The organism is Halomonas sp. MMSF_3323 (assembly GCF_030733595.1).
Classification (GTDB): Bacteria; Pseudomonadota; Gammaproteobacteria; order Pseudomonadales; family Halomonadaceae; genus Halomonas; species Halomonas litopenaei.
Genome location: NZ_JASHIT010000002.1, coordinates 180,794 through 188,144, shown reverse-complemented (window position 1 = coordinate 188,144; position 7,351 = coordinate 180,794). Strand labels below are relative to the sequence as shown.

Here is a 7,351-nt window from a genome sequence, read left to right as displayed (position 1 = left end):
CGTGCCCCTGCTGTATCTAGCGACCTTGATGGTCGGCCTAGGCGGTCTGATCCTCTATCCTGCGCGGTTGTTGAGGCAGGCTTGGATCAGGCGATGGTGACATCCGGCGCCAGATAGACGTCCTGAATGGCGTTGAGCAGGCTTACCCCGTCACGCATCGGCTTCTGGAAGGCCTTGCGACCGGAGATCAGGCCCATGCCACCGGCCCGCTTGTTGATCACCGCGGTACGCACCGCCTGGGTCAGATCGCCTTCTCCGGTGGAGGCACCGCCGGAGTTGATCAGCCCGGCACGGCCCATGTAGGCGTTGGCCACCTGATAGCGGGCCAGATCGATCGGGTGATCGCTGGTCAACTCGCTGTAGACCTTCTCGTGGGTGTTGCCGAAGCCGATGGTGCGATAGCCATCGTTGTTCTCGGGCAGCTTCTGCTTGACGATGTCCGCCTTGAGCGTCGCCGCCAGGTGGACCGCCTGACTGGTGAGGTCGGAGGCCACATGATAGTCGGTGCCCTCATGCTTGAAGGCCGGGTTACGCAGATAGGCCCACAGCACCGTCACCATGCCCAGCTCGTGGGCGCGCTCGAAGGCCGCGCTGATCTCTTCGATCTGGCGACGGCTCTCGGGGGAACCGAAGTAGATGGTCGCACCCACGGCGACGCACCCCATGTCGAAGGCCTGGTCGACCTCGGCGAACAGGGTCTGATCGTAGATCGCCGGATAGGTCAGCGTCTCGTTGTGGTTCAACTTGAGCATCATCGGGATGCGGTGGGCATAGCGGCGCGCCACCGACGACAGGCCACCCAGGGTAGAAGCCACGGCGTTGCAGCCGCCCTCGATCGCCAGCTCCACAATGTTGGCCGGATCGAAGTAGATCGGGTTGGGTGCGAAGGAGGCGCCAGCGGAGTGTTCGATCCCCTGATCCACCGGCAGGATGCTGAGGTAACCGGTGCCCCCCAGACGGCCATGGTTGAACATCGTCTGCATGCTGCGCAGCACCGCCGGCGAGCGGTCGGAGTCCATCATCACCCGGTCGACGAAGTCCGATCCCGGCAGGTGGAGTTGCTCCTTGGCGATACCGCGACATTCATGAGTCAAAAGGTCCTCTGCCTCGGCACCCAGCCAGCTGGCAATATCACTCATCATCAATCTCCCTGTCATGCCCGACCCAGTCGGGCGGTAGGCGAATAGTCAGTCTACACAGGGTAGCGGATGACGCGCTGCAACGAGAGCCCCTGCTGACCAAGGCACCATGAGTCGGCACAATGGCTCAATTCCCCTGGCCCCGGCCAGTGACAATGACCCAAGAGGATTGCAATGTCCGTGTTACGAGGCTTTTTATGGCTTTCGCTGCTGTGGCTGGTCGGCGACCTGGTGGTCAGCCTGGGTGAACTGCCGCTGTCCCCCGGCGTCGTCGGACTGATGCTATTGACTGGTGTCTTCGTACTACGAGGCCGCATGCACGAAGACGTGGCAGCGGCGGCCCAGCCGCTGATCATGCTGCTGGCGATGCTGATCATGCCCGGCGTGGTCGGGGTGTTCTGGGTGCTCGACCAGATCTCGGGGCACTGGCTCGCCGTAGGGCTGGCGCTGACCCTGGGCACCCTGCTGAGCGTTGCCAGCACCCTGTGGCTGATGCGCCGCCTGCTGCCGGCGACGCCCTCCGAGGCGACCACCACCGCCCAAGGAAAGACCTCATGAACCTCGCCGTGGTCGATCACCTCGATACCCCAATGCTGGCCATCGCCCTGTCCATCGGCGCCTACTTGGCCGGCATGGCGCTGTTTCGGCGGCTCGGCTCTCCCGGCTGGTGCCCGCCGGTACTGCTGGCCTCGTTGCTGCTCGCCGCGACGCTCAAGGCGGCCGGCATCGCCTACGTCGACTATCGCCAGGGCGCCCAGTGGCTGATGCTGTTGCTGGGCCCGGCCACGGTGGCCCTGGCGGTACCGCTCTACCAGCAGATGCACCACATACGCGCGCTGTGGAGGCCGCTGCTGGTCTGCCTACCGGTGTCGACGGTGCTGGCCGCCTGCTATGCGTTGCTGATCGCCTGGGCACTGGGGGCGCCGCCGGAACTGCTGGCCTCGCTGGCACCCAAATCGGTGACCGCTCCCATCGCCATGGGCATCACCGAGCGCCTGGGCGGCTCCGTGCCGATCCTGATGGGGGGATTGTTGATCACCGGCGTCGCGGCCACCGCCTGCGTCAGCCTGTTCGGCCGGCTCTTGAAGATCACCGATCAGCGCCTGCTGGGGCTGGCACTGGGCATCAACGGCCACGCCATCGGTACTGTGCGCGCCTTCGAGCTGGGCCCCACCGCCGGTGCCTTCGCTTCTCTCGGCATGACGCTGACCGGGGTGCTGACGGCACTGATGATGCCGCTGGCCTGGCGCCTGGCCGGCATGCTCGGCTGAACCGATTCAGCTTTATTTTTATGCTACCTGCGCGGTTTTATGCCCAGTGTGACGCCGCTGGAGCCGCGACGCGCGGGGCGATTTGAGATAGACTTTCGCGCCTGTGTCCATCCCTCCGTGGAGAGTATCGAGCCCCATGGCCCAGCGTATTGCCATCAATGGCTACGGCCGCATCGGCCAGTGCGTCCTGCGAGCCCTCATCGAACGCAACGACCCCAGCTTCGAGGTGGTGGCGATCAATGAGCTCTCGGGACTCGATACCATTACCTACCTGACTCGCTACGACACCACCCACGGGCGCTTCCCCGGCCGGGTGGAAAGCAGCGACGGCCACCTGATCATCAACGGGCATGCGATCCGGGTGCTGTCCGAAGAGGACCCTGACCTTCTGCCCTGGCGGTCACTCGGCATCGACCTGGTGCTGGAGTGCTCCGGCAGCTTCAAGGATCGCGCCACCGCCGAGCGCCATCTCGCGGCAGGGGCCGGCCGGCTGTTGTTCTCCCAGCCGGCAGAAAGCGACGTCGACGCCACCATCGTCAGCGGCATCAATGACGACGACCTGACGCCCGACGTCCGGGTGGTCTCGGCAGCGTCCTGCACCACCAACTGCCTGGTGCCGATCCTGACCGTGCTCGACGAGGCGCTGGGCATCGAGCACGGTGTGACCACGACCATTCACTCGGCCATGAACGACCAGCCGGTGATCGATGCCTACCACCAGACCGATCTGCGCCTGACCCGCTCGGCGATGCAATCCATCGTGCCGGTGGACACCGGCCTGGCCCGAGGCATCAATCGCCTGATGCCGCACCTGGCGGAGCGCTTCGAGTGCCTCCATGTACGGGTGCCGACGATCAACGTCTCGGCCATGGACATGTCCATCTGCGTCAAGCGCGATACCTCGGCCAGCGAGGTCAATCGACTGCTGCGCGAGGCCAGCGAGTCACGGCTTCCTGACCTGCTGGGGTATACCGAGGAGCCCATGGCGTCCATCGACTTCAACCACGATCCCCGCTCCGGTATCGTAGACGCCACTCAGACGCGGGTGGCCGGTGGCCGCCTGCTCAAGCTGCTTTGCTGGTTCGACAACGAATGGGGCTTCGCCAACCGCATGCTGGACGTGGCCGGGCGCCTCGCCAGCCTTCCCCGGGTTCCCGAGCGATGACACTTCCACTGACCAGCCGTTGCCATTCGCTGTCTCCCTCAGACTTTCCAGACGAGGATCTGCCGACATGAACGTGCGCAAGATGACCGATCTCGACCTCAAGGGTCAGCGGGTACTGATTCGCGAAGACCTCAACGTACCTGTCAAACACGGCCAGGTGACCAGCGATGCCCGTCTGCGCGCCAGCTTGCCGACCATCAAGGCAGCTCGCGACGCAGGTGCCAAGGTGCTGCTGATGAGCCACCTGGGCCGCCCCACCGAAGGCGAGCCGGCCGACGAGTTCACCCTGGCACCGGTGGCGGCCTACCTCGGTGACCTGCTGGACTGCCCCGTGCGCCTGGTGACCGACTATCTCGAGCAGGAACCGAGCCTGGAAGACGGCGACGTGGTACTGCTCGAGAACGTGCGCTTCAACCAGGGCGAGAAGAAGGACGACGAAGCCCTGGCCAAGCGCTACGCCGAGCTGTGTGACGTCTTTGTGATGGACGCCTTCGGTACCGCCCACCGTGCCCAGGCCTCGACCCACGGGGTGGCCCGCTTCGCACCGACCGCCTGCGCGGGCCCCTTGCTGGCCGCCGAACTCGATGCCCTGGAAAAGGCGCTGGCGACTCCCAGGCGCCCGATGACCGCCATCGTCGGCGGCTCCAAGGTCTCGACCAAGCTCGAGGTGCTCAACGCCCTGTCCGAGAAGTGCGACCAGCTGATCGTCGGCGGCGGTATCGCCAACACCTTCATCGCCGCGGCGGGTCACAACGTCGGCAAGTCTCTTTACGAGGCCGACCTGGTGGACAAGGCCAAGGCGCTGATGGCCAGGGTCGAGATTCCGCTGCCCACCGATGTGGTCGTGGCTACCGAGTTCTCCGACTCCGCCGAAGCCGTCACCAAGCCGGTGGACCAGGTCGCCGACAACGAAATGATCCTCGACATCGGCCCGGAAACCGCCGCCCGCCTGGGCGACATGCTCAAGAGCGCCGGCACCATCCTGTGGAACGGCCCCGTCGGGGTGTTCGAGATCGACCAGTTCGGTGGCGGCACCGAGGCCCTGTCCAAGGCCATCGCCGAAAGCGACGGCTTCTCCATCGCCGGCGGCGGTGACACCCTGGCAGCCATCGACAAGTACGGCATCGCCGAGCAGGTGTCCTACATCTCCACCGGAGGCGGCGCCTTCCTCGAGTACGTCGAGGGCAAGGAACTGCCGGCGGTCAGCGCCCTCGAGGCGGCCGCTCGCTGAGGTTTGCCGAAAAAGCAGCGGCGCTCGCCGGTGCTTTCTACCAAGCCTAAGCCCCGGGGCCGGCCATCGCCGGCCCTTTGACAACCCAAGCGACATGGGCGCGACAGCATCGCGCTCTCGACCTCTTCAAGAATCAGGTACCTCCATGGCACTCGTCAGTATGCGCCAATTGCTGGACCACGCCGCCGAACATGGCTACGGCGTGCCGGCCTTCAACGTCAATAACCTCGAGCAGGTTCGCGCCATCATGGAAGCCGCGGACGCCACCGATTCCCCGGTGATTCTGCAGGCCTCCGCCGGCGCCCGTAAATACGCCGGCGCCCCCTTCCTGCGCCACCTGATCCTGGCCGCCGTGGAAGAGTTTCCGCATATTCCGGTGGTCATGCACCAGGACCACGGCACCAGCCCCGCTGTGTGCCAGCGCTCGATCCAGCTCGGCTTCTCCTCGGTGATGATGGACGGCTCCCTGGGCGAGGACGGCAAGACTCCGGCAGACTACGACTACAACGTCGACGTCACCCGCCGCACCGTCGAGATGGCCCACGCCTGTGGCGTCTCGGTAGAAGGTGAGCTCGGCTGCCTGGGCAGCCTGGAAACCGGCATGGCCGGTGAGGAAGACGGCATCGGCGCCGAGGGCAAGCTGAGCCACGACCAGCTGCTGACCGACCCGGAAGAGGCCGCCGACTTCGTCAAGGCCACCGGCGTCGACGCCCTGGCCATCGCCATCGGCACCAGCCACGGCGCCTACAAGTTCACCCGTCCGCCCACCGGCGACACCCTGTCGATCCAGCGTATCAAGGAAATCCACGAGCGCATCCCGGACACCCACCTGGTCATGCACGGCTCCTCCAGCGTGCCCCAGGAGTGGCTCGAGGTGATCAACGCCAACGGTGGTGCCATCCCCGAGACCTACGGCGTCCCGGTGGAAGAAATCGTCGAGGGCATCAAGCACGGCGTGCGCAAGGTCAACATCGACACCGACCTGCGTCTGGCCTCGACCGGTGCGGTACGTCGCTTCCTGGCCGAGAACCCGGCAGAGTTCGACCCGCGCAAGTTCCTCAAGCTTACCGTCAGCGCCATGAAGGACATCTGCATCGCCCGCTACGAAGCCTTCGGCACCGCCGGCAACGCCAGCAGGATCAAGCCGATCAGCCTGGAAGGCATGTTCGAGCGCTACGCCCGAGGTGAACTTGATCCAAAGGTGAAGTAAGCGTCGATCAGGTTCCCGCAGCGGTAACGCAAAACGCCCCATGCCGGCAAGGCTTGGGGCGTTTCGTTGTGCGCCGCTGGTACAACACCAAACCGCTCGTCAGGTGTCAGCAGGTAGACTCTTCCAGCCGTCGCCGCAACGGAATATTGGCCTCCGTGCGGGCCGAGGACACCGGTAGCTCGGCGCGAATGTCCTCGATGGCATTGAGCAGCGGCTCCAGCGCGGTGAGATGGCGCGGAGCACGCAGTCGCCTTTCAAGCGCCCGATAGACCTCATCGGGGTCTTCCCCCGGCGCCTGGCTCGAGGTAAAGGGTGCCCGCCGCGCAGCAGGCGCCACCGAGACAGGCTCGAATAACCGCGCGTAGGGGTCTTCGCCGGACCAGGTCAGACACAGCAGATGATCCCGGGTGACCTGAACGTTCAGTTCCGGATAACTGCGGGCAAGACGCACGAGACAGTCAACGACATCATCGGTAAGAAACGCCGCCAGGGCGTCATGTTCCGCCGTGCAGGCGACGAAATAGCGAGAAAAGGCGCCCTCTCCCCAGCGTTCGCCGGTGGAACCGTGGTGCAACAGTCGCCACTTGCCCTCTCGCGGGTTGCAAAGATCCACCGCCGCCACCTCGAAGAGATCGCAGATCAGGCCGTTGCGATGGTAGGTCCGGCGGTCCTTGTCCATGCCCTCGTCATAGGCGAAGCGATAGACCCAGTATTCGCCACCGACGCGCTCATCGGCCGCCCTGCGGCAGTACTCAAGCTCACCATTGTCCGCATAGGTACGCTGAAAGTCGGTGATCTTTCGCCGGAGCGTCGTCAGCATCGCATCAAGATCGACATCGGGCTCGGCCAGTCGAAAGTCGAGCTCCGCCGCACGCCGCACCAACAGTCGCAGGAAGGCGGCCACCCGCTCGGTGGCGTGCCAGTCGAAACCCAGCAAGGCAGCCCCGACCAGCGCCAGCGGAATCAGCCACGGCCAGGAGAGCCCTCCCGCCAGGGTGATGATAAAGCCGAGCGTGCCCAGCAACAGGCAGAGAAGCCCCAGCGCCAGAATCGTGGAGGAAGGACGCGGATTGAGCGACACGTCCTCGTCCCGGGCGCGATCCAGGATCTGGATCAGCGACTCCCGTGATCTGGCCGCTTCCGCGGCATGCTGCTCGCGGCGCGTAAACCGATATGCCTTCCATAGCGGCGTCATCGTCGCGCCTCTCCTTCGCTCATGGTGATAGCTCTCTTGATGGCAACCTTGATGACAGTGATGTCAGCAGCAACAAGTCTAGTGTCCACCAAGACCTGGGCGCCCCTTGGCATGGCCACATCAGGGGTACACGGGCCGTC

General features: G+C 64.9%; 7 protein-coding genes. 5 read left to right on the top strand and 2 right to left on the bottom strand.

Annotated features, from left to right (window positions below):
• Positions 1-86: 86 nt before the first annotated feature.
• The gene (locus tag RBB39_RS01915; protein ID WP_045992244.1) at positions 87-1,139 is read right to left on the bottom strand and encodes a class I fructose-bisphosphate aldolase; all 1,053 of its coding nucleotides are present in this window, start codon (positions 1,137-1,139) and stop codon (positions 87-89) included.
• Between the two features lie 174 nt (positions 1,140-1,313).
• On the opposite strand from RBB39_RS01915, the gene RBB39_RS01910 reads away from it, so the two are divergent.
• The 5 genes from RBB39_RS01910 (at position 1,314) to fba (ending at position 6,016) form a co-directional block, all read left to right on the top strand.
• Entirely contained in the window at positions 1,314-1,697 is a 384-nt protein-coding gene (locus tag RBB39_RS01910; protein ID WP_045992245.1) for a CidA/LrgA family protein, read from the top strand.
• A complete protein-coding gene (locus RBB39_RS01905; RefSeq protein ID WP_045992246.1) occupies positions 1,694-2,410 on the top strand; it encodes an LrgB family protein in 717 nt (238 codons plus the stop codon). Before RBB39_RS01910 ends, RBB39_RS01905 begins: the two co-directional genes overlap by 4 nt.
• A 136-nt stretch (positions 2,411-2,546) precedes the next feature.
• Positions 2,547-3,575, top strand: coding sequence for a type I glyceraldehyde-3-phosphate dehydrogenase (locus RBB39_RS01900; RefSeq protein ID WP_045992247.1), 1,029 nt, complete (start codon positions 2,547-2,549; stop codon positions 3,573-3,575).
• Positions 3,576-3,642: 67 nt separating this feature from the next.
• The gene (locus RBB39_RS01895; RefSeq protein ID WP_253028431.1) at positions 3,643-4,806 is read left to right on the top strand and encodes a phosphoglycerate kinase; all 1,164 of its coding nucleotides are present in this window, start codon (positions 3,643-3,645) and stop codon (positions 4,804-4,806) included.
• A gap of 145 nt (positions 4,807-4,951) precedes the next feature.
• A complete protein-coding gene (gene fba / locus RBB39_RS01890; RefSeq protein ID WP_045992249.1) occupies positions 4,952-6,016 on the top strand; it encodes a class II fructose-bisphosphate aldolase in 1,065 nt (354 codons plus the stop codon).
• Between the two features lie 106 nt (positions 6,017-6,122).
• On the opposite strand, the gene RBB39_RS01885 is transcribed toward fba, so the two are convergent.
• Entirely contained in the window at positions 6,123-7,211 is a 1,089-nt protein-coding gene (locus RBB39_RS01885) for a hypothetical protein (RefSeq protein ID WP_045992250.1), read from the bottom strand.
• Positions 7,212-7,351 lie beyond the last annotated feature (140 nt).